The sequence below is a fragment of the Microbacterium sp. bgisy189 genome (assembly GCF_965345345.1).
Classification (GTDB): Bacteria; Actinomycetota; Actinomycetes; order Actinomycetales; family Microbacteriaceae; genus Microbacterium.
In genome coordinates this window covers 21,025-41,701 of sequence record NZ_CBDRMZ010000009.1, presented here as the reverse complement: position 1 = coordinate 41,701, position 20,677 = coordinate 21,025, and the positions used below count along the sequence as shown (strand labels likewise).

Annotated in this window: 20 protein-coding genes; 3 read left to right on the top strand and 17 right to left on the bottom strand. The window is 68.6% G+C overall.

Annotated features, from left to right (window positions below; translation table 11 throughout):
• Positions 1 to 34 precede the first annotated feature (34 nt).
• The gene (locus ACSF8R_RS11680; protein ID WP_434812051.1) at positions 35 to 1,105 is read left to right on the top strand and encodes an aminotransferase class V-fold PLP-dependent enzyme; all 1,071 of its coding nucleotides are present in this window, start codon (positions 35 to 37) and stop codon (positions 1,103 to 1,105) included.
• A 39-nt stretch (positions 1,106 to 1,144) separates the two neighbouring features.
• Here ACSF8R_RS11680 and ACSF8R_RS11675 read toward each other — a convergent pair whose 3' ends face one another.
• From ACSF8R_RS11675 to ACSF8R_RS11655, 5 genes are read right to left on the bottom strand one after another with little or no spacing between them, the layout of a single operon-like run.
• Positions 1,145 to 2,398, bottom strand: coding sequence for an MFS transporter (locus ACSF8R_RS11675; protein WP_434812050.1), 1,254 nt, complete (start codon positions 2,396 to 2,398; stop codon positions 1,145 to 1,147).
• Entirely contained in the window at positions 2,391 to 3,158 is a 768-nt protein-coding gene (locus ACSF8R_RS11670) for a fumarylacetoacetate hydrolase family protein (protein WP_434812049.1), read from the bottom strand. Before ACSF8R_RS11670 ends, ACSF8R_RS11675 begins: the two co-directional genes overlap by 8 nt.
• Before the next feature lie 3 nt (positions 3,159 to 3,161).
• Positions 3,162 to 4,262 carry a branched-chain amino acid aminotransferase gene (locus tag ACSF8R_RS11665; RefSeq protein WP_434812048.1) on the bottom strand — a complete coding sequence of 367 codons (1,101 nt, stop codon included), beginning with the start codon at positions 4,260 to 4,262 and terminating at the stop codon, positions 3,162 to 3,164.
• Positions 4,263 to 4,317: 55 nt separating this feature from the next.
• Complete coding sequence (locus ACSF8R_RS11660) at positions 4,318 to 5,370, bottom strand: 3-isopropylmalate dehydrogenase (RefSeq protein WP_434812047.1); 1,053 nt, start codon at positions 5,368 to 5,370, stop codon at positions 4,318 to 4,320.
• Entirely contained in the window at positions 5,333 to 6,925 is a 1,593-nt protein-coding gene (locus tag ACSF8R_RS11655; RefSeq protein ID WP_434812046.1) for an MFS transporter, read from the bottom strand. The genes ACSF8R_RS11660 and ACSF8R_RS11655 overlap by 38 nt, the downstream gene beginning before the upstream one ends.
• Positions 6,926 to 6,984: 59 nt before the next feature.
• Between ACSF8R_RS11655 and ACSF8R_RS11650 the strand changes: the two genes are divergently transcribed.
• Complete coding sequence (locus ACSF8R_RS11650) at positions 6,985 to 7,530, top strand: TetR/AcrR family transcriptional regulator (protein WP_434812045.1); 546 nt, start codon at positions 6,985 to 6,987, stop codon at positions 7,528 to 7,530.
• Here ACSF8R_RS11650 and serA read toward each other — a convergent pair.
• The 9 genes from serA to ACSF8R_RS11605 all read right to left on the bottom strand — a co-directional run bounded on the left by serA (position 7,517) and on the right by ACSF8R_RS11605 (position 17,640).
• Positions 7,517 to 9,121, bottom strand: coding sequence for a phosphoglycerate dehydrogenase (serA, locus tag ACSF8R_RS11645; protein ID WP_434812044.1), 1,605 nt, complete (start codon positions 9,119 to 9,121; stop codon positions 7,517 to 7,519). The genes ACSF8R_RS11650 and serA overlap by 14 nt on opposite strands.
• Positions 9,122 to 9,242: 121 nt before the next feature.
• Positions 9,243 to 9,593 carry a hypothetical protein gene (locus ACSF8R_RS11640; RefSeq protein ID WP_434812043.1) on the bottom strand — a complete coding sequence of 117 codons (351 nt, stop codon included), beginning with the start codon at positions 9,591 to 9,593 and terminating at the stop codon, positions 9,243 to 9,245.
• On the bottom strand, positions 9,590 to 10,114 hold the full coding sequence (locus ACSF8R_RS11635) for a DNA polymerase III subunit gamma/tau (RefSeq protein ID WP_434812042.1): 525 nt from the start codon (positions 10,112 to 10,114) through the stop codon (positions 9,590 to 9,592). Before ACSF8R_RS11635 ends, ACSF8R_RS11640 begins: the two co-directional genes overlap by 4 nt.
• A gap of 177 nt (positions 10,115 to 10,291) precedes the next feature.
• Positions 10,292 to 11,317, bottom strand: a complete 1,026-nt coding sequence (ilvC, locus tag ACSF8R_RS11630; RefSeq protein WP_434812041.1) for a ketol-acid reductoisomerase — start codon at positions 11,315 to 11,317, stop codon at positions 10,292 to 10,294.
• A gap of 61 nt (positions 11,318 to 11,378) precedes the next feature.
• Entirely contained in the window at positions 11,379 to 11,888 is a 510-nt protein-coding gene (gene ilvN / locus ACSF8R_RS11625) for an acetolactate synthase small subunit (RefSeq protein ID WP_412946718.1), read from the bottom strand.
• A complete protein-coding gene (locus tag ACSF8R_RS11620; RefSeq protein WP_434812040.1) occupies positions 11,888 to 13,687 on the bottom strand; it encodes an acetolactate synthase large subunit in 1,800 nt (599 codons plus the stop codon). The genes ilvN and ACSF8R_RS11620 overlap by 1 nt, the downstream gene beginning before the upstream one ends.
• 45 nt (positions 13,688 to 13,732) lie before the next feature.
• Complete coding sequence (ilvD, locus tag ACSF8R_RS11615; RefSeq protein ID WP_434812039.1) at positions 13,733 to 15,439, bottom strand: dihydroxy-acid dehydratase; 1,707 nt, start codon at positions 15,437 to 15,439, stop codon at positions 13,733 to 13,735.
• A 9-nt stretch (positions 15,440 to 15,448) separates the two neighbouring features.
• A complete protein-coding gene (gene otsB / locus ACSF8R_RS11610) occupies positions 15,449 to 16,219 on the bottom strand; it encodes a trehalose-phosphatase (protein ID WP_434812038.1) in 771 nt (256 codons plus the stop codon).
• Entirely contained in the window at positions 16,216 to 17,640 is a 1,425-nt protein-coding gene (locus ACSF8R_RS11605) for an alpha,alpha-trehalose-phosphate synthase (UDP-forming) (RefSeq protein ID WP_434812037.1), read from the bottom strand. The genes otsB and ACSF8R_RS11605 overlap by 4 nt, the downstream gene beginning before the upstream one ends.
• Positions 17,641 to 17,713: 73 nt before the next feature.
• Here ACSF8R_RS11605 and ACSF8R_RS11600 point away from each other — a divergent pair, with 73 nt between their 5' ends.
• A complete protein-coding gene (locus tag ACSF8R_RS11600; protein ID WP_434812036.1) occupies positions 17,714 to 17,971 on the top strand; it encodes a hypothetical protein in 258 nt (85 codons plus the stop codon).
• Between the two features lie 20 nt (positions 17,972 to 17,991).
• On the opposite strand, the gene ACSF8R_RS11595 is transcribed toward ACSF8R_RS11600, so the two are convergent.
• The 3 genes from ACSF8R_RS11595 to ACSF8R_RS11585 are packed head-to-tail and all read right to left on the bottom strand — an operon-like array spanning position 17,992 to position 20,610.
• Entirely contained in the window at positions 17,992 to 19,176 is a 1,185-nt protein-coding gene (locus ACSF8R_RS11595) for an acetyl-CoA C-acetyltransferase (protein WP_434812035.1), read from the bottom strand.
• Positions 19,173 to 19,826, bottom strand: a complete 654-nt coding sequence (locus ACSF8R_RS11590) for a 3-oxoacid CoA-transferase subunit B (protein ID WP_434812034.1) — start codon at positions 19,824 to 19,826, stop codon at positions 19,173 to 19,175. The genes ACSF8R_RS11595 and ACSF8R_RS11590 overlap by 4 nt, the downstream gene beginning before the upstream one ends.
• A gap of 1 nt (position 19,827) precedes the next feature.
• The gene (locus ACSF8R_RS11585; RefSeq protein ID WP_434812033.1) at positions 19,828 to 20,610 is read right to left on the bottom strand and encodes a CoA transferase subunit A; all 783 of its coding nucleotides are present in this window, start codon (positions 20,608 to 20,610) and stop codon (positions 19,828 to 19,830) included.
• Positions 20,611 to 20,677: the final 67 nt, after the last annotated feature.

Below are 20,677 nucleotides of genomic sequence, written 5' to 3'. Positions count from 1 at the left end.
AGACGAATGAATGTGCACCCGGGATGCTGGTGCCATGTCCACCGCCACCGCTCCCGCCTCGGCCGCCGTCTCGGACGGGCTCGCCGCGCTGCGAGCCGAGTTCACCGATGCCGCCGGCTATCTCGCGGCCTGCACGGTGGGCCTCACGACACGGGCGACGAGAGCCGCGCTGCACGCCGACCTCGAGCGACGGCCGGATCCGGTGGCCTACGGCGCGGCGGTGGAGTTCTCTCGCGCGCACTATGCGCGACTCGTCGGTGTCGACGTGGATCGAGTCGCGATCGGCTCACACACCTCGGTCCTCGCGAGCATGATCGCCGCGTCGCTCCCCGATGGCGCAGAAGTACTGTGCCCGACCGACGAATTCTCCTCACTCGTCCTCCCCTTCGTGTACGCGGGCCGCGGCATCCGCGTGCGCAGCGTGCCACTGGCGGAACTCGCAGACGCGATCGGCTCGACGACCGCGCTCGTGGCGTTCTCACTCGTCCAGTCCGCCACCGGAGAGGTCGCCGATGCCGACGCGATCGGCGACGCCGCCCACCGACACGGCGTCCGCACGCTGTGCGACGTGACCCAGGCTGCGGGATGGATGCCGGTGGATGCCGCCCGCTTCGACGCGACGGTGTGCCACACCTACAAGTGGCTCTCCGCACCGCGGGGGGTCGCGTTCCTGACCGTCACCGAGGACGCCGCCGCGTGGCTCACGCCCGTCCATGCCGGCTGGTACGCGGGCGCGGACCCGTGGGCGTCGTGTTACGGCGACGGCGCACGGCTGGCGACCTGCGCGCGCCGGTTCGACGTCTCCCCCGCCTGGCAGGCCTTCCTCGGCGCAGAACCCGCGCTGCGCGCATTCGCGGACGCCGACTCGGACGCGCTCTACGCCTCGACGACGGCCCTGGCGACCGACTTCCGCGAGCGGCTCGCGTTGCCGATGCCGGCTCGTCCGAGCGCAATCGTGTCGTGGGCCGACCCCGGCGGGCGTGACCTGCAGCGCCTCGAGTCCGCCGGCATCGTCGCGTCTGGTCGGAACGGCCGTGCCCGAGTGGCGTTCCACGTGTTCAACACGGCTGACGACGTCACAGCCGCCGTCGACGCGCTCACCTGACGCTCGCCCCACGAGACCGACTTCGTGGGTGGAAGCGGGTCAGACGCGCGACAGGCGCGCGTATGGCGAGAGGACGACGATCGCGATCACGATCACCAACGCGCTCAGCGCGAGACCGCCATAGCCGACCCAGCCGAGAACGACACCCGCGAGAACGGCTCCGGCGGCAGCACTCGAGGTCATGATCGTGTCGCTGAACCCCTGTCGGCGAGGCCGTTTCAAGGACTCCGTGCTCTCGGTGAGCAGCGCCGCGCCCGACACCGTCGCGGCGCTCCACCCCAGCCCGAGCAGCAGCAGCGCGATCAGCACTGCCAGCGAGGACTGCGGCGCGAGGGCAGCCACCAGCAGCGACGCCGCGAGCACCGCCTGACCCAGCAGGATCGTGTGCACGCGACCCCACCGATCGGCGAGGATGCCGAACAGCGGCGACAGGCCGTACATGCCGAACACGTGCAACGCGATGGTCACACCGACGATCGTCGTGACGTTCGCCGGATCGAGGTGCGAGAGGTGCACCGGGGTCATCGCCATCACCGACGCCATCACGACGTGCGATCCGGCCACGGCGAAGATCGCATACCGGGCGACGACGGGATGATCATCCTCCACGACCCCGCCCGGTGCGACCGGGCGCTCACGGGCGAGTCGCTGCGCGGTCTGCAACGGGTCGGGCCGCAACCCGAACAGGTAGAGCACGAACGCGATCGTCTGCGCGACGATCGAGAAGGCATAGGAGCCGGTGAGTTCCGGCATCCCGAGCAGGGAGCCGACCGCCTCCCCCGGAGTGAGCAGGAGCGGCCCGAGGACGCCGCCGACGGTGGTCGCCCACACGACCGTTCCGAGGTCCCGCCCGCGCCGCCCGGGCGCCGACAGATCGGTGGCCGCGAAGCGCGATTGCAGATTGCCCGCGTTGCCGGCGCCGATGAGGACCACACCGACCAGCAACAGTGGAAAGGAGCGGATCGCGGCAGCGGTGATGACGACCACGATGCCGACGAGGGCGAACAGATTGCCCAGCGTGAGGGCGAATCGCCGGCCGCGACGCGCCGCGAGCCGCGCGAGTGGGATCGCGCACAGCGCCGCGCCGAGCGTCACCGACGCGGTCGCAAGGCCCGACAGCTCTTCGGCCCCGGACAGGTCCGCCGCCAGGAGCGCGCCGAGCGAGACCGTCGCACCGAACGCGACGCCGCCGAGCACCTGACCGGCGGCAAGGACACCGACCGTGCGCCGCTGGATGCTGCCGACGGCCGCAGAAGAGAGGGTGAGGTCTTGGGGTGCCGTCTCGTCAGGCATCACGTGCCGTATTGCGCAGCACGCCGAGGCCCGAGATCTCCACCTCGACCACGTCCGCCGCTTCGAACGGGCCGATTCCCGCGGGGGTGCCCGTGAGGATTACATCGCCCGGCAGCAGCGTGAACGCGGCCGACGCGTAGGCGATGATGTCGGGGACCGAGTGCACCATGTCGCTGATCGGCCCGTTCTGCCGTTCCTCGCCGTTGACGCGGGTGACGATCCGCGCTCCCCCGTCGAGGTCGAACTCGGTCTCGATGACCGGCCCCAACGGGCAGAACGTATCGAACCCCTTCGCGCGCGCCCACTGTCCGTCGGCGTGTTGCAGGTCGCGCGCTGTCACGTCATTGGCGATCGTGTACCCGAAGACGTGGTCCAGGGCATCCTCCACAGACACGTTCTTCGTGACCCGACCGATCACGACGGCCAGTTCGCCCTCGAAGTCGGTGCGCTCGGACTGCGGGGGGCGGACGATCATGTCATCCGGACCGATGACGGCCGTGTTGGGCTTGAGGAACAGCAGCGGTGCTGCCGGCGCCTCACCGCCCATCTCGGCGGCGTGGTCGCGATAGTTCTTGCCGACGCACACGACCTTCGATCGCGGGATGACGGGAGCGAGCAGGGCGACGTCTGCCACGGGAACGCGTTCGCCTGTCGTCTCGTACCCGGCGAACATCGGGTCACCTGCGAGCACGACAAGCTCGTCGCCGTCGAGGATGCCGTACCGCAGCTGCTCCTGGTGACTGAAACGCGCGATGCGCACGGGTCAGCCGTCCAGCCGGGTCAGCCAGCCGTGGGTGTCTTCGGCGCGACCGTACTGGATGTCGGTGAGGTGCTGGCGAAGCTCGAGTGCGAGGGTGCCGGTGGGCTGGGCGTCCTCGAAACCGGCGGCCAGCAGCGTGCCGATCGGGGTGACGACGGCTGCGGTGCCGCACGCGAACACCTCGACGATCTCGCCCGAGGCGACGCCGTCACGCCACTCCTGGAGCGAGACCGCACGACGCTCGACGCGGTGGCCGCGGTCTTCGGCGAGCTGCAGGATTGAGTCACGCGTGATGCCCGGCAGGATCGAGTCGGACTGCGGCGTGACGATCGTGCCGTCCTTGTGGACGAAGACGACGTTCATGCCGCCGAGCTCTTCGACGTTGCCGTCCTGGTCGAGGAAGACCACCTGATCGCAGCCCTGTTCGTAGGCCTCTGCCTGCGGCAGCAGACTCGCGGCGTAGTTGCCGCCGGTCTTCGCAGCGCCCGTGCCGCCCTTGCCTGCACGTGCGTAGTCCTCGCTGAGCCAGATCTTCACCGGCTGCACGCCGCCCTTGAAGTAGGCGCCCGCGGGGCTCGCGATCAGGTAGTAGGCGACCTTCTGCGCGGGACGCACGCCGAGGAACGCCTCCTTCGCGAACATGAAGGGGCGCAGATAGAGGCTCTGGTCCTCCCCCGACGGCACCCAGTCGCCGTCGACGGCGATGAGTTCGCGCAGCGACTGCAGGAAGTAGTCCTCGGGCAGTTCGGGCAGTGCCATGCGGCGCGCGGAGCGCTGCAGGCGCTTCGCATTCTGGTCGGGACGGAAGGTGTGCACCGAGCCGTCGGCGTGCCGGTACGCCTTGATGCCTTCGAAGATCTCCTGGCCGTAATGCAGCACAGCTGCGGCCGGGTCGAGCGAGATCGGCCCGTACGGCTGCACCCGGGGCCGGTGCCAGCCGCCACCCTTCGACCAGCAGATGTCGACCATGTGGTCGGTGAAGTTCGTGCCGAAGCCGGGTGCGGCGAGGATCTCGTCGCGCTCGGCCGCGCTGCGGGCGGCGAGGTTGCGGGTGACGGCGAACTCGAGCGGTGCGAGGTCGGCGGCGGGGTCGGTGAGGGTCATGTTCAATCCTGTTCCACGTGCCGCCGGCGAAGCGGCGGCGGTCGTTCCTGTCAGGTTACGCCTGTACGCGGGCGACGATGGCGTCGCCGATCTGCGCAGTCGTGCGGGCTACGGCGCCCCGGGCTGCGATGTCGTCCTCGACAGCGCGGGTGACGCGCTGCGCTTCGCCCGAGAGCCCGAGGTGATCGAGCAGCAGGGCGACGGAGAGGATCGCGGCCGTGGGGTCGGCCTTCTGCTGGCCGGCGATGTCGGGAGCCGATCCGTGCACGGGCTCGAACATCGACGGGAACGCGCCGTCGGGGTTGATGTTCCCCGATGCGGCGAGGCCGATGCCTCCGGTGACGGCGCCGGCCAAGTCGGTGAGGATGTCGCCGAAGAGGTTGTCGGTGACGATCACGTCGAAGCGGCCCGGGTTCGTGACCAGGAAGATCGTCGCCGCGTCGACGTGCAGATAGTCTACGGCGACGTCCGGGTGCTCTGCGGCCACGGCATCCGTGATCCGCTTCCACATGCCGCCGGCGTGCACGAGCACGTTGGTCTTGTGGACGAGCGTCACCTTGCCGCGGCGCTTGGCGGCCTGCGCGAACGCGAACCGCACGACCCGCTCGATGCCGTACGCCGTGTTGACCGAGGTTTCGTTCGCGACCTCGTGCGGCGTGCCGGTGCGGATGGAGCCGCCGTTGCCGACGTAGGGACCCTCGGTGCCCTCACGGACGACGACGAAGTCGATCTCTCCCGGGTCCGCCAACGGACCGGAGGCCCCCGGGTACAGCTTCGAGGGCCGCAGGTTGACGTAATGGTCGAGCTCGAATCGGAGCTTCAGCAGCAGCCCGCGCTCGATGTTGGCGTCTTTCAGGCGAGGGTCGCCGGGGGTGCCGCCGACGGCGCCCAGCAGGATCGCGTCGTGTGCCTTGATCGAGGCCAGGTCGTCGTCGCTGAGGGTGTCGCCGGTCTCGAGGTAGCGCGCGGCGCCGAGCGAGAAGGCCGTGCGTTCGAACGTGACGTCGGATGCCGCGGTGGCGGCGTCGAGCACCTTCTCCGCCTCGGCGATGACCTCGGGACCGATGCCGTCACCCGGAATGACGGCCAGTTTCACGACGCGCGACATTACTCTCCTGTGTGCTCGCTTCGGGGGCGGTGGGGACTGCTCCCAGCGTAGTGGCCGCGATGACCCCGGCGCCGACGACGAGGACGGCCCCGATGATCGCCGTGACGGTCACCCCGGACTCGAACGCGAGCGCTGCGGCCTCGCGCAGCGCGTCGCCGATCGCGTCGGGCAACTGCTGCGCCGCGACGAACGCGCCGGCGAGTGTCTCACGCGCGGCATCGGCCGCGTCCGCGGGCACGCCGGCGGGGATCTCGATGCCGCCGCGGTAGAGCGCGGTGAGGATGCCGCCGAGCACGGTCGTGCCGAGCACCGCGCCGAGCTCGTACGCCGTCTCCGAAACAGCGCTGGCCGCACCGGCCTTCGCGGGCGGAACGCTGGCGAGGATGAGGTCGTTGGAGACGGTCTCGGCGATGCCGATCCCGATCCCGAGCACGACGAAGGCGATCGCGAGGCCGGTCACGGTGGTGCCGGCACCGAGGGCGATCAGCAGATAGGCGGCGACCGAGAACACGAGGCCTGTCGGCACGACGATGCGGGCATCGATGCGCCTGGCGATCGGCACGACGGTGAGTCCCGCGGCGATCATCGCGACCATGCCCGGAACGAGGGCGAGGCCGGCATCCATCGGCGAGAGCCCCATGACCAGCTGCAGGTGCTGCGAGACGAAGTAGAGGAAGCCGACGAGGGCGATGACGCTCAGCAGGTTGACCAGCAGTGCACCGCTGAACCGGCCGCGACGGAACAGCCGCATGTCGAGCATGGGCGCGGTGGCCCGCAGCTGTCGACGCACGAACAGGATGCCGAAGCCGACGCCCGCGACGGCGAGCACGATCGGCAGCGCACCGAGGCCATGGACGGCGATCTCCTTGATCGCGTACACGACGGGGACGATCGTGAGCATCGACAGCACGATGCTCGCGGGGTCGAATCGGCCGGGGTGCGGGTCGCGGGACTCTGGCACCAGCAGCGGCGCGAAGACGAGGAGCGGCACGAGCACCGGCACCGAGAGGAGGAACACCGACCCCCACGCGAAGTGCTCGAGCAGGAATCCGCCGACGACGGGGCCGATGGCCGAACCCGCAGAGAACATCGAAGCCCACACCGCGATCGCGAGGCGCCGCTGGTTGCGGTCGGTGAAGATCGAGCGCAGCAGCGACAGCGTCGACGGCATCAGCATCGCGCCGAACACGCCCATCGCGGCTCGGGCGACGATCAGGGCCGCTGCGGTCGGCGCGAATGCGGCGAGCACCGATACGACGGCGAACCCGGTCGCGCCGATCAGCAGCATCCGTCGCCGCCCGAACCTGTCGCCGAACGTGCCCATCGTCACCAGCAGCCCAGCCAGTACGAGCGGGTAGGCGTCGACGATCCACAATTGCTGCGCGCTCGAGGGTGCGAGGTCTTCTGCGATCGCGGGGATCGCGAAACTCAGCACCGTGTTGTCCACCGACACCAGCAGCACCGGCAGCATCAGCACGATCAGCGCGGCCCAGCCGCGCCAGCCCACGCGCGTGCCTGCGTCGTCGGCGATCCGGATCTCTTCTGTCAACGTCATTTCTACACCGTCCAGCCGGTATAGTAACAGACACGCTGTGACGATGGGAGGATCGAGACATGAGTCGCCCTCCCCGCGCCCGCGACAGTGTGCTCGATGCGTTCGAGCGGTTGCTCGTCGACGACGGCGAACGCGCCGCGACCATGGATGCGACCGCGCGTGCCGCTGGCGTGTCCAAAGGCGGGCTGCTCTACCACTTCGCGTCGAAGGAGGCGCTGGAGCGCGCGCTGCTCGAACGCCTTGCGGCGCTGGTCGACGCCGACATCGCGGCGATGGATGCCGCACCCGAGGGGCCCGTCGCCTTCTTCGTCAGGACCTCGGTGATGGCCGACGAACCGCTCGATCGCGCGCTCATTGCGGCGTCACGACTCGCACAAGGCGGCCATGCCGAGGCGTCGGACGCCCTGCGCGACGTGCGCGCGCGCTGGGAGACGGCGCTGCGCCCGCACGTGCGCGACGACACCGCACTCGACCTCGTTCTGCTCGTCAGCGACGGCCTCTATTACAACAACGCGCTGCCGGTGTCGGGGTCAGAGCCCGTCCCCCGCGGCGCCGCACTCGACGCGCTCGTCGCACTCGTCGAGCGCGCGGTCAGGCCTCGGTGATCTCGATGCGACGGAACAGGTCGGCTTCGACGGCGGTCGCGATCTCCTCGACGAGCGCGTCAGGAACCGGCGAGTCGACCGTGAGCACGGACAGCGCACGGCCGCTCGCGTCAGAACGCGCCACCTGCAGCCCACCGATGTTGATGCCGGCCGTGCCGAGCTTCTCGCCGTAGATCGCGACGATGCCGGGGCGATCCTTGTAGCGCATCACGAGGTGGTGCTTCTCGATCGGAACCTCGATCTCGTACCCGTCGATCTCGACGACCTTCGGCACCATGCGGGTGCCGGCGAGCGTGCCCGCGACGGTCAGCACGGTGCCGTCGGCCAGCGTGCCGCGCAGAATCGTGATGTTGCGGTACAGCGGGCTCTCGGGCTCGACGATCATGCGCGTCTCGATACCGCGCTGCTCGGCGAACAGCGGGGCGTTGACGTAGGAGACGTTCTCGCTCACGACATTCGCGAGGATGCCCTTGAGTGCCGCCAGGCGGTACACGCTGACGTCGTAGGCTGCGAGCTCACCGCGCACCTCGATGTCGAGCGTGGTGAGTGCCGCCGGGGCGAGACCCGTGAAGAACTGACCGAGCTGCTCGACGAGGGCGATACCGGGGCGGACGAACGGGTCGATGACGCCGCCTGCGACGTTGACCGCGTCGGGCACCAGGTCACCCTCGAGCGCGAGCTTCACCGACTTCGCGACCGACACGCCCGCCTTCTCCTGCGCCTCGTCGGTCGACGCACCGAGGTGCGGGGTGACGACGACGTTCGGCAGGTCGAGCAGCGCGGCTGCCGAACCGCCGGCAGCCGGCGGCTCGCTCGTGAACACGTCCAGGCCCGCTCCGGCGATCTCACCCGCGACGAGGGCCTCGCGCAGGGCCTGTTCGTCGATCAGGCCGCCGCGGGCGACGTTGACGACGTAGGCGCTGTTCTTCATGATGCGGAACTGCTCCGCGCCGATCATGCCCGTCGTCTCGGGTGTCTTCGGCATGTGGATCGTGACGAAGTCGCTGGTCGCCAACAGGTCGTCGAGCTCGAGCAGCTGCACGCCGAGCTGACCGGCACGCGCGGGCGTGACGTAGGGGTCGTAGGCGACGACCGTGACTCCGAACGCCTGCAGGCGGGCGGCGATGAGTGCACCGATGCGGCCGAGGCCGATGATGCCGACGGTCTTCTCGAACAGTTCGGTGCCGGTGAACGAACTGCGCTTCCACGCACCCGCGGCGAGTGACGCGTGCGCCGCGGGAATGTGACGGGCCAGGCTCAGAATGTGACCGACCGTCAGCTCGGCTGCCGAGATGATGTTCGACGTCGGGGCGTTGACCACCATGACGCCGGCCGTCGTGGCCGTCTTGATGTCGACGTTGTCGAGGCCCACGCCCGCGCGGGCGATGACCTTCAGCTCGGGGGCTGCGGCGATCGCCTCGGCATCCATCTTCGTCGCCGAGCGGATCAGCACCGCGTTCGCATCGGCCAGCGCAGGCAGCAGCGCAGCACGATCGGCGCCATCCACGTGGCGGATGTCGAAGTCGGGCCCGAGGGCGTCGATCGTGGCGGGCGAGAGCTCTTCGGCGATGAGGACAACGGGCTTGGGCACGGCGACAGACCCTTCGGAACGCGGGTGGGAAATGAGCCGTGCCGACGGCGGGCGCGGCTGACACACAGCCTACCGGCCGAGAGAAGCCGCCTCAGACCATGTGTCGGCGCGCGACAGGCCCTCAGGAACCGGGAACGAGCTGCAACGAGACGGCGTTCCAGGCATACGCGATGACGTTCAACCACACGACGGCCGTCAACGCCAAACCGACGAGCATGACGAGGGCGAACTCCCAGAGCTTCCTGCGGGAGCCGATCGCGAACGATGCCGCGAACGCCAGGATCGGAAACGCGACGGCGAGGATGAGCGCCGCCCAGTCCTGCAGCCCGGTGCCGTCGCCGGACTGCGCAGCCATGAATGCGACCGCGTTCCATACGGCATAGGCGTAGAACAGCCCGAAAAAGCCCGCGATCGTCGCGACGAGCCAGGTCGGATTCCGACGGGGCGCCGCGGTGGTCGTCGTCTCGGTCACTGGCCCACCGCCCCGATCATGATGAACGGCCACGGCACCAGCAGCACCGCGCCGGCGGCGAGCCAGCAGAAACGCACCCATGTGGCCGCGTGACGGGTCAGGGCATAGGTCGTCACGAACCAGATCGCGGGCGCGAGCACCGCAAGCCAGAACGCGGGCACATAGGCGATCGGCGACACGAGGAACACCGCGACGTCCTGCAACCGCAGGCCGCCGATGACCCACCCCACCGTGAACAGCGCATACACACCACCCAGGATGCCGAGGGCGATGAGCGCGGTGTTGCCGAGCGGCTGCGGCTCCCCCGGGACGATGACGGTGCCGTCGGCCTCGAGCCGCCCCACGCCCTCACTGCCCTTGCCGACGGCGGTGTACCCCTTCGGCAACGCGGGGTCAGGGGGCGTGTTCGCGGGTGCCTCCGCAGCCGGCTCCGGTTGCGGGTTGCGATCCTCGCCTGCGTGCAGCGTAGGGTCGTCGTCGCCGTCCCACGAGAGGGCGTCGTCGTCGCGTCCGGTGCTCACGATCTCAGCGTATCCGGTCGTCGCCGAACCGCAGCGACAGCCACCGCGACAACATCGAGATCCGCCATCGATCCTCGCCCACCTGCATGCACAGAGCCCGACCCCCTTGTAAGGGGCCGGGCTCCGGTGGCTCTTGCAAGCCTGTCTCGGCTGGTCACCGAGGGTCTGATGCGGGGATCAGCGCGCAGCGCTGCCCTCGGTGTAGTCGGCGTCCTGCTGCTTCCACGCGAACAGGGCGCGCAGGTCCCGTCCGACCGCCTCGATCGGGTGCTGGGCGGCGGCGGCGCGCAGCTTCTGGAACTCCTCGGCACCGTTGTCCTGGTCGCCGATGAAGCGCTCCGCGAAGGCGCCCGACTGGATGTCGGCGAGCACGCCCGCCATGTTCTCCTTCACGCGCGGGTCGATGACGCGCGGGCCCGAGACGTAGTCGCCGTACTCGGCGGTGTCGGAGACCGACCAGCGCTGCTTGGCGATGCCACCCTCCCACATGAGGTCGACGATGAGCTTGAGCTCGTGCAGCACCTCGAAGTACGCGATCTGCGGCTGGTAGCCGGCCTCGGTGAGGGTCTCGAAGCCGTATTGGATCAGCTGCGAGACGCCGCCGCAGAGCACGGCCTGCTCGCCGAACAGGTCGGTCTCGGTCTCTTCGGTGAAGGTCGTCTTGATGACACCGGCGCGGGTGCCGCCGATCGCCTTCGCGTACGAGAGCGCGAGGTCCCAGGCCTGACCCGAGGCGTCGTTCTCAACGGCGATGATGTCGGGGATGCCGCGACCTGCGACGAACTCGCGGCGCACCGTGTGACCCGGCGCCTTCGGGGCGACGAGGATCACGTCGACACCCTCGGGGGCCTCGATGTAGCCGAAGCGGATGTTGAACCCGTGCGCGAAGGCGAGGGTCTTGCCGGCGGTGAGGTGCGGCTTGATCTCGTCGTTGTAGATGCCGCGCTGGTGCTGGTCGGGCGCGAGGATCATGATGACGTCAGCCCACTCGGCCGCATCGGCGACCGACTTGACGGCGAAGCCGTCCTCTTCGGCCTTGGGAGCCGACTTGGAACCGGCCTTCAGCGCGATGGCGACCTCGACGCCCGAGTCACGCAGGTTCTGCGCGTGGGCGTGCCCCTGCGAGCCGTAGCCGACGACCGCGACCTTCTTGCCCTGGATGAGCGAAAGGTCAGCGTCTGCGTCGTAGAAGATCTCAGCCATGATGTTGTGTTTCTCTCCTTGTATTTCTGGTCAGTGATCGAGTCATGCCAATGTCGCGGCGTCAGCCGCGCAGCACGCGCTCGGTGATGCTCTTGCCGCCGCGGCCGATGGCGACCATGCCGGACTGGGCGAGTTCCTTGATGCCGAACGGCTCGAGGGCGCGCAGGAACGCGTCGACCTTGCCGCGGTCACCCGTGACCTCCACCACGAGTGCGTCGGTGGCGTAGTCGACGACCGAGGCGCGGAACAGGTTGACGACCTCGATGACGTTGGACCGCGTCTGGTTGTCGGCCCGCACCTTCACGAGCATGTGCTCGCGCTGCACGGAGGCCGCGTAGTCGAGCTCGACGATCTTGATGACGTTGACGAGCTTGTTCAGCTGTTTGGTGACCTGTTCGAGCGGCAGCTCTTCGACGTCGACGACGACCGTGATGCGGGACAGCCCCGGCACCTCGGTGACGCCCACGGCCAGCGAGTCGATGTTGAAGCCGCGCCGGGCGAACAGCCCCGCGACACGGGTCAGCAGACCCGGCTTGTCCTCCACCAGGAGGCTCAGGACGTGCTTGCTCATCAGGCCTCCTCGTCGAACGTCGGCGCGTGGTCGCGCGCGTACTGCACGTAGCTGTTGCTGACGCCCTGCGGCACCATCGGCCACACCATGGCGTCGGCACTGACGACGAAGTCGATCACGACCGGACGGTCGTTGGTTTCGAGCGCCGTCTTGATCGCGGCATCCACCTCGTCCTCGGACTCGACGCGGATCGCGAGACAGCCGTACGCCTCGGCCAGCTTCACGAAATCGGGGATGCGGATGCTGTCGTGGCCGGTGTTCAGGTCGGTGTTCGAGTAGCGGCCGTTGTAGAACAGCGTCTGCCACTGTCGCACCATGCCGAGCGACGAGTTGTTGATGATCGCGACCTTGATGGGGATGTTGTTGATGACACAGGTCGCGAGTTCCTGGTTCGTCATCTGGAAGCATCCGTCGCCGTCGATCGCCCACACGACGCGGTCGGGTTCAGCGACCTTCGCACCCATCGCTGCAGGGACCGAATAGCCCATCGTGCCGGCGCCGCCGGAGTTCAGCCATGCGTTGGGGCGCTCGTACTTGATGAACTGCGCCGCCCACATCTGATGCTGACCGACACCGGCAGCGTAGACGCCCTCGGGGCCGGTGAGCTCGCCGATGCGCTGGATCACGTGCTGCGGCGAGAGGAGTCCGTCGCTGGTCGGCGAGTAGCCGAGGGGGAACTCGTCGCGCAGACCGTCGAGGAACGCCCACCAGTCGGAGATGTCGGGCTTGGTGCCGTTGGTCGCCCCGAGGAACGCAGCATCCAAATCGACCAACACGTCGCGCAGGTCACCAACGATCGGCACGTCCGCCGTGCGGATCTTCGAGATCTCGGCCGGGTCGATGTCGACGTGCACGACCTTGGCGTTCGGTGCGAACAGCGCGGCCTTGCCGGTCACGCGGTCATCGAATCGCGCACCCAGCGCGACGATGAGGTCGGCTTCCTGCAGTGCAAGGACAGCGGGCACTGTGCCGTGCATGCCGGGCATGCCGAGGTGCTGCGGGTGCGAATCAGGGAACGCGCCGCGAGCCATCAGCGTCGTCACGACGGGCGAGCCGGTGGCTTCAGCGAGGCCCAACAGCTCGGCCGATGCGCCGGCGCGCACGACGCCGCCACCGACGTACAGGACAGGCTTGGTCGCCTCGGCAATCAGGTGGGCCGCCGCCTGGATCTGCTTGCCGTGCGCTTTCGTCACCGGACGGTAGCCGGGCAGGTCGATCTTCGGCGGCCAGACGAACGGCACCTCGTCCTGCTGCGCATCCTTCGTGATGTCCACGAGCACGGGCCCGGGTCGACCGGTCGAGGCGACCTCGAAGGCCGCCGCGATCGCACCGGGAATGTCTTCGGCACGCTTGACCAGGAACGAATGCTTCGTGATCGGCATCGTGATGCCCACGATGTCGGCTTCCTGGAAGGCATCGGTACCCATGAGGGTCGAGAAGACCTGCCCCGTGATGCACACGATCGGAACCGAGTCCATGTAGGCGTCGGCGATCGCGGTCACGAGGTTGGTCGCACCGGGACCGCTCGTGGCGATCGCGACACCGACGCGGCCCGAAGCCGAGGCGTAACCCTCTGCGGCGTGACCGGCGCCCTGCTCGTGCCGAACCAGGATGTGGCGGATCTCGGAGGTGTCCATGAGCGGGTCATAGACGGGAAGGATGGCGCCGCCGGGCAGACCGAACACATCGGTCACGCCGAGCAGCTCGAGCGAGCGGACGACGGCCTGGGCGCCGGTGAGCGAGGGAGCGGATGAACGTGCGGGCGGCCGTGGCACGGCCGGTGCGGTGTCTGAAGACATGACGAACCTCGAGTGCGAGTGGACGATCGGAAGGGTGAGCGGGCCTTACCCCGTCGTCGCGCCCTCCGCAGCGGAGCGCACGAGCTTGGAGTATTTGGCCAGGACGCCACGGGTATAGCGCGGGGGAAGCGGCTCCCAGCCTTCACGGCGGGAGCTGAGCTCGGACTCGTCGACGAGTAGGTCGAGTGTTCGAGCTGCGATATCGACCCGTATCAGATCACCATCGCGCACGAAGGCGATGGGACCAGCGTCCACCGCTTCGGGTGCTATGTGGCCGATGCACAGGCCGGTTGTGCCGCCTGAGAATCTGCCGTCCGTCAAGAGTAGTACATCTTTTCCGAGCCCAGCGCCCTTGATGGCGGCAGTGATCGCGAGCATCTCACGCATGCCGGGGCCACCCTTGGGGCCCTCGTAGCGGATGACGATGACCGAGCCGGGGGCGACCTCGCCGTTCGCGACGGCATCCATCGCGGCGCGCTCCCGCTCGAAGACCAGCGCGGGGCCCTCGAAGACGTCGGCGTCGAAGCCCGCGGACTTCACGACCGCGCCTTCGGGGGCGAGCGAACCGTGGAGGATCGTGATGCCGCCGTTGACGTGGATGGGGTCGGCGAACGTGTGGATGACTTGACCGTCGATCGGCTCGGGGTCGAGCTCACGCAGGTTCTCGGCGAGCGTCTTGCCGGTGACGGTGAGCGCGTCACCGTGCAGCAGACCCTCATCGAGCATCGCCTTCATCACGACGGGGATGCCGCCGTGACGGTCGACGTCGTTCATGACGTACTGACCGAAGGGCTTCATGTCGGCGACGTGCGGCGTCTTGTCGCCGATGCGGTTGAAGTCGTGCAGCGACAGGTCGACTTCGGCCTCACGCGCGATCGCGAGGAGGTGCAGCACCGCATTGGTGGATCCGCCGAGCGCCATGACGAGGGCGATGGCGTTCTCGAACGCCTCCTTCGTCAGGATGTCCTTGGTCGTGATGCCCTGGCGGAGCAGATTCACGACAGCCTCACCCGAACGGTGCGCGTAGTAGTCGCGACGACGGTCGGCCGCCGGCGGCGCCGCCGAACCGGGCAGGCTGAGCCCGAGCGCTTCGCCCACGGATGCCATCGTGTTCGCGGTGTACATGCCACCGCACGCACCCTCGCCCGGGACGATCGCGCATTCGATGCGCTTGAGGTCTTCTTCGGACATCTTGCCCGCGCGACAGGCACCGACGCCCTCGAACGAGTCGATGATCGTGACGTCCTTCTCGGTGCCGTCGCTCAGCTTGACCCAGCCGGGCATGGTCGAGCCGGCGTAGAGGAAGACGCTGGACAGCCCGAGCCGGGCGCTGGCCATCATCATGCCCGGGATCGACTTGTCGCAGCCTGCCAGCAGCACCGTGCCGTCGAGCCGTTCGGCCATGATGACGGCCTCGACGGAGTCTGCGATGACCTCGCGGCTGACGAGCGAGAAGTGCATTCCCTCGTGGCCCATCGAGATCCCGTCCGAGACCGAGATCGTGCCGAACTGCAGCGGATAGCCGCCGCCGGCGTGCACGCCCTCCTTCGCGCCCTGCGCGAGGCGGTCCAGGCTCAGGTTGCAGGGGGTGATCTCGTTCCAGCTCGACGCGATGCCGATCTGCGGCTTGTCCCAGTCGGCATCGCCCATGCCCACGGCGCGGAGCATTCCGCGCGAGGTGGTGGCTTCGATGCCGTCTGTGACCGCTCGACTGCGGGGCTTGATGTCGATGGTGTCGTCTCCAGTGGGCATTCTCGAAGTCTATTCCCGCGCGGCGGCCCGCAGCGCCGCAAGTCGCGACAGTGACGCCGCGAGCTCTTCGATGCCGTCGAGGTGCAGGGCAGCGGCGCTCGCTCCCCCGCCGACACGGATGCCGAGATCGCCCGCGCCGAGCGACGTGATCGCGTCTTCGTCGGTGACGTCGTCGCCCGCGAACAGCACGGCCGTGGCACCGGTGCGCTCGCGAAGGTGCGCAACTGCGGTGTCCTTGCCTTCGGATCGGAAGGCGTATTCAGTGATGTGGTGCCCCGAGCGTCGTCGCCAATGCGGCGCCCGTTCAGCGACGAGCGCCGCGACGAGCTCGTGCACGCGCGCTTCATGCTCGGGCGCGACCGTGCGGGTCGGCACCCCGAATCCGAATGTCTTCGGCTCGATCCACGCGCCGTCGAACGGGGCGACCAGTCGCTCGGCTTCGGCGCGGAGTTCATCGCGCAGCCGCACGTCATCGGCATCCTCGGCGCTCGCCTGGCGGCCCGTGCCCGGCAGCCAGAACTCCGCACCGTGCGATCCCGCCAGCATGATCGCCGACGCGTCCGTGTGTTCTGCGATCTCGCGAAGGTCATGCAGGCTGCGGCCGGACACGAGTGCGACGGTGGTGTCGGGGGTGGCGACGAGCGCATCGACCGCGGCGCGGGCTTCGGCGGTCATGCGCGCATCCATCGGCACGTCGACCAACGGCGAGAGGGTGCCGTCGAAATCGAGCGCGACGAGCAGGTGCTCGGTCGCGGCCAGCTGCTCGAGGGTGGCACTCATGCGGAGGCTCCCTTCGATGCCGCGAGATCGTCGAGGAACCGCTGCGACCAACGGGCGACGTCGTATTCGGACACGCGTCGACGCAGCGCCTTCATGCGCTTGCGACGCTCACCTTCTGGAAGTTCGATCACCGACATGATGGCGTCCTTCAGCCCGTCAATGTCGTGCGGATTCACCTTGATCGCCTGCGTCAGTTCGTCGGCGGCACCGGCGAACTCGCTCAGCACGAGGGTGCCACCGCCGTCGATACGACTGGCGACGTACTCCTTCGCCACGAGGTTCATGCCGTCGCGCAACGCCGTCACCAACATGACGTCAGCCGCGAGGTAGAGCGCAACCATCTCTTCGCGCGGGTAGGAGTGATGCAGGTAGCGGATCGCGGAGCGCCCGACCGTGTCGTGGTCGCCGTTGATGCGACCGACCGTCAACTCGATCTCATCGCGCAACTGCATGTAGGCCTCGACGCGTTCGCGGCTGGGGCTCGCGACCTGGACGAGCGTCACGTCCTCCACCGACAGCCGGCCGTCGTTGAGCAGTTCGCCGAACGCCTTGAGACGGTGGCGGATGCCTTTGGTGTAGTCCAGTCGGTCGACGCCCAGCAGGATCGTGGCCGGGTCGCCGAGGCTTTCGCGGATCTCGCGCGCCCTCGCCTGGATGTCGGGCCGCCGCGCCAACTCGTCGTACACGGACGCGTCGATCGAGATCGGGTACGCCTTCGCGACCGCGACGCGCGATCCCCCGTCGGGCGTCGGCACCGAGATCGCGCCCGCCTTCGTCTCGTAGGAGAACACCCGCCGGACGGCTCGCGCGAAATTGCCGGCATCCGCGACCCGCTGGAAGCCGATCACATCGGCGCCGAGCAGTCCCTCGAGCACCTGCTTGCGCCACGGCAACTGGGCGTAGATGCCGTATGCCGGGAAGGGAATGTGGTGGAAGTAGCCGATGGTCAGATCCGGTCGCCGTTCGCGCAGCAGCGCCGGCACCAGCTGCAGCTGATAGTCATGCACCCACACCGTGGCGCCCTCTGCGGCGATCGAGGCCGCGGCCTCGGCGAAGCGCCGATTCACCCGGACGTACGCATCCCACCAGGTGCGGTGGTAGCCCGGCGCCGCGATGACATCGTGGTAGAGCGGCCAGATCGTGTCGTTGGAGAACCCCTCGTAGTACAACTGCACATCATCGCCGGAGAGCGCGACCGGCACGAGGCTGAGCCCGTCGAACTCGAACGGCTCGACCTCAAGGTCGGCCTTGCCCGGCCAACCCACCCACGCACCCTGCACGGTGCGCATGACGGGTTCGAGCGCCGCGACCAATCCACCGGGCGATCGACGCCACGGATCAGCGTCATCATCGGTGCGATCGACCGGAAGGCGGTTCGACACGACGACGAAGTCGGCCTCGTCTACGGGGTGCTCAGACACGAAGGTTCCTCTCGACGGGGCATTCATCCAGCCTAACGAGGCGCGCCGGGCGCTTGCCGGGTAGCGTGGTGGTATGCGCAAGTACCTGTTCGGGACCGGACTGTTCTCCGCCATCAGCGCGGGCATGACGCTGCTGCGAAGCGCTCGCGAGAACGAACCGTTCACCTGGCGGGTCGCGCTCGCATGGCTGAGCTGGGGCATCACCCTCGCGCTCGCCGTCGGCGCGGTCGTCGACACCCGCCGGGCATCGCGCGGCAAGCTCATCGCGCTGGACTCCCCCGTCGCCGGGCAGGAGAAGGAGCTGTTCGAGGCCCGACTCAAGCGCCGCTGAGCCGGGCCGGTCGCGCCCGGTCAGCGCGTGATGATGAGCGCGTCGCCCTGACCGCCGCCACCGCACAGTCCGACTGCGGCCGTGCCGGATCCCCGACGCACGAGTTCGTGCACGGCGTGCACCACCAGGCGGCAGCCTGACGCTCCGATCGGGTGGCCGAGCGCGATACCACCACCGTCGACGTTCACGACATCCTCTGCGAGACCGAGTTCGGACTGCGACCGCGCGACGACGGCTCCGAAGGCCTCGTTGATCTCGACGAAGTCCAGATCGGATGCCGCGATCCCCTGCGCGCCGAGTGCCTTCTCGATCGCCCGTGCCGGCTGCGCGTGCAATGAGTTGTCGGGCCCGGCGACCTGACCGCTCGCGCCCACCACGGCGAGGACGTCCCACCCCTCGGCATCAGCGTGCGCCCTCGTGGTCAGCACGACGGCAGCTGCGCCGTCGGAGATCTGCGACGCGTTGCCGGCCGTGATGGATCCGTCCTTCGCGAATGCCGGCCGAAGCCCGGCCAGCGTCTCTTCGGTCGTGCCGGGTCGGATCCCTTCGTCAGCGGTCACCCGCACCGGGTCGCCCTTGCGCTGAGGGACTTCGACCGCAACGATCTCAGCGTCGAATCGCCCCGCTGCCTGCGCGGCAGCAGCTCGCTGATGCGACAGCGCTGCAACACGGTCCTGCGCCTCGCGCGTCACCTCGTAGCGCCCGTTCAAGCGTTCGGTGGACGCCCCCATGCTCTCCTTGTCGTAGGCGTCGGTGAGTCCGTCGAATGCCATGTGGTCGAGCACCTCGACCGATCCATAGGCCCAGCCGTCGCGCGACCCCATCATCAGGTGCGGCGCCCGCGTCATCGACTCCATACCGCCTGCGACGACGACCGTGGCGTCGCCCGAGGCGATCATGCGCTTGGCGTCGATGATCGCGGTCAGACCGGACAAACAGACCTTGTTGACCGACGACGCGGGAACATCCCAGCCGATCCCGGCGGCAAGCGCAGCCTGGCGCGCCGGATTCTGCCCGGAACCGGCAGGCAGCACCTGTCCCATGACGACGGCATCCACGGCAGCTGCAGGAATGCCGGACTTCTCCAGCGCACCGGCGATCGCGAAGCCACCGAGCTGCGGGGCCGTGAACGAGGCGAGCGCGCCTTTGAGGCGGCCCTGCGGCGTGCGGGCCGCGCCGACGATGACGATGTCTTCGGTGTTCATGCGTGGGACTCCAATGCTTCTGCGACCGTGAGGTGGGGGCCGGTGGCGTCGACGACCTGCTGGACCGTCACGCCCGGAGCGACCTCCACGAGCACGAGGCCATCGTCGGTGACGTCGATCACCGCCAGATCGGTGATGACGCGGTCGACCACGCCCTTACCGGTCAACGGCAGCGAGCATTCGTCGACGATCTTCGCCGAGCCGTCCTTGGCCACATGCTCCATGAGCACGATCACCTTGGCGGCACCGTGGACGAGATCCATCGCCCCGCCGGGACCCTTCACCATCTTGCCGGGGATCATCCAGTTCGCGAGGTCACCGGCCGCCGAGACCTGCATCGCGCCGAGGATCGCGGCGTCGATCTTGCCGCCGCGGATCATGCCGAAGCTCGTGGCCGAATCGAAATAGGCCGACCCCGGCAGGACGGTCACCGTCTCTTTGCCGGCGTTGATGAGGTCGGGGTCGACGGCGTCTTCGGTCGGATACGGACCGACGCCGAGGATGCCGTTCTCCGACTGCAGCACGACGGTGACGCCCGCCGGCACGTAGTTCGGCACGAGCGTGGGCAGACCGATGCCGAGGTTGACGTACGAGCCGTCCGTCAGCTCCGCGGCCGCGCGGGCGGCCATCTCGTTGCGGGTGAGCGCCATGTCAGGCTCCTTCTGCCGGTGCGGTCGTGACGGTGCGCCGTTCGATGCGCTTCTCGATGTCGGTGCCCACCTCGACGACGCGGTGCACGTAGATGCCCGGCAGGTGGATCAGATCGGGGTCGAGCTCCCCCGGCTCCACGAGCTGTTCGACCTGCGCGATGCACACGCGCCCTGCCATCGCCGCGAGCGGATTGAAGTTGCGGGCGGCCTTGTTGAAGATGAGGTTGCCGTGCCGGTCACCCTTCAGCGCGTGCACGAGCGCGAAATCGGTGACGATCGCCTCCTCGAGCACGTATTCACGAGGTTCGCCGTTGACGTCGAACGTGCGCACGTCTTTGACGGGCGAGGCCTCTGCGACACCGCCGGCACCGTCGTACCGGCGCGGCAGTCCACCCTCGGCGACCTGGGTGCCGACGCCGGTCTGCGTGTAGAACGCGGCGATGCCAGACCCGCCTGCGCGCAGCTTCTCCGCCAGGGTGCCCTGGGGCGTGAGCTCGAGCTCGAGTTCCCCGGAGAGGAACTGCCGTTCGAACTCCTTGTTCTCGCCGACGTATGACGAAGTCATCTTGCGGATCCGCTGGGCATTCAGCAGGATGCCGAGCCCCCAGTCGTCGACGCCGCAATTGTTCGAGACGATCGAGAGATCGCTCGTGCCCTGTGCGAGCAGCGCTTCGATGAGCGCGATCGGGTTGCCGGACAGCCCGAACCCGCCCACGGCGAGCGATGCTCCATCGGGGATGTCTGCGACGGCGTCAGCCGCTGAGGCGATCGTCTTGTCGATCACGTGGCACTCCTTCGTGTCGGTTGCCTCCACCCTCGGCCACCGGCGCGGCCCGTGCCAAGCGACGGCT

Coding starts and splice junctions, on each gene's coding strand:
- ACSF8R_RS11680 (WP_434812051.1), top strand. CDS start 35: ATGTCCACCGCCACCGCTCCCGCCTCGGCCGCCGTCTCGGACGGGCTC.
- ACSF8R_RS11675 (WP_434812050.1), bottom strand. CDS start 2,398: ATGCCTGACGAGACGGCACCCCAAGACCTCACCCTCTCTTCTGCGGCC.
- ACSF8R_RS11665 (WP_434812048.1), bottom strand. CDS start 4,262: ATGACCCTCACCGACCCCGCCGCCGACCTCGCACCGCTCGAGTTCGCC.
- ACSF8R_RS11660 (WP_434812047.1), bottom strand. CDS start 5,370: ATGTCGCGCGTCGTGAAACTGGCCGTCATTCCGGGTGACGGCATCGGT.
- ACSF8R_RS11655 (WP_434812046.1), bottom strand. CDS start 6,925: ATGACGTTGACAGAAGAGATCCGGATCGCCGACGACGCAGGCACGCGC.
- ACSF8R_RS11650 (WP_434812045.1), top strand. CDS start 6,985: ATGAGTCGCCCTCCCCGCGCCCGCGACAGTGTGCTCGATGCGTTCGAG.
- ilvC (WP_434812041.1), bottom strand. CDS start 11,317: ATGGCTGAGATCTTCTACGACGCAGACGCTGACCTTTCGCTCATCCAG.
- ilvN (WP_412946718.1), bottom strand. CDS start 11,888: ATGAGCAAGCACGTCCTGAGCCTCCTGGTGGAGGACAAGCCGGGTCTG.
- ACSF8R_RS11620 (WP_434812040.1), bottom strand. CDS start 13,687: ATGTCTTCAGACACCGCACCGGCCGTGCCACGGCCGCCCGCACGTTCA.
- ilvD (WP_434812039.1), bottom strand. CDS start 15,439: ATGCCCACTGGAGACGACACCATCGACATCAAGCCCCGCAGTCGAGCG.
- otsB (WP_434812038.1), bottom strand. CDS start 16,219: ATGAGTGCCACCCTCGAGCAGCTGGCCGCGACCGAGCACCTGCTCGTC.
- ACSF8R_RS11600 (WP_434812036.1), top strand. CDS start 17,714: ATGCGCAAGTACCTGTTCGGGACCGGACTGTTCTCCGCCATCAGCGCG.
- ACSF8R_RS11595 (WP_434812035.1), bottom strand. CDS start 19,176: ATGAACACCGAAGACATCGTCATCGTCGGCGCGGCCCGCACGCCGCAG.
- ACSF8R_RS11590 (WP_434812034.1), bottom strand. CDS start 19,826: ATGGCGCTCACCCGCAACGAGATGGCCGCCCGCGCGGCCGCGGAGCTG.